The organism is Streptomyces xylophagus, from assembly GCF_000716435.1.
Lineage (GTDB): Bacteria > Actinomycetota > Actinomycetes > Streptomycetales > Streptomycetaceae > Streptomyces > Streptomyces xylophagus.
This window is the reverse complement of sequence record NZ_JNWO01000157.1, coordinates 1-393: the sequence shown is the minus strand read 5'-3', so window position 1 is coordinate 393 and position 393 is coordinate 1. Positions and strand designations below refer to the sequence as shown.

Sequence of the window (393 nt, the reverse complement as noted above, 5' to 3'; positions counted from 1 at the left end):
GGTGCCAGGCCGCGTCCGCCTTGGGCCGCAGCACCCGCTCCAGACGCTCGGGCGTCAACGCCGTCACCGTGCCGTCGTCGAGCAGGCCCGCCGTGTGCACCACCGCCGTCAGCGGATGCTGCGCCTCCACCGACCCCAGCAGGTCCGCCAGCGCCTCCCGGTCGGCCACGTCGCACGCGGCGATCCGCACCGCCGCGCCCAGCGCGCCCAGCTCCGCCGCCAGATCGGCCGCCCCCGGAGCATCCGCGCCGCGCCGGCTGACCAGCAGCAGACGCCGCACCCCGTACGCGCTCACCAGATGCCGCGCGAAGACCGCGCCGAGCGTGCCCGTGCCCCCGGTGACCAGCACCGTGCCGTGCGGGTTCCACGTCGGCGGCATGGTCAGGACGATCT

The 393-nt window shown here is 76.6% G+C and carries 1 protein-coding gene; it reads right to left on the bottom strand.

The genetic code is table 11. The annotated features are described in order from the left end of the window. On the bottom strand, positions 1-393 hold a 393-nt coding region (locus OO70_RS50770), incomplete at both ends, for an SDR family NAD(P)-dependent oxidoreductase (RefSeq protein ID WP_043688448.1).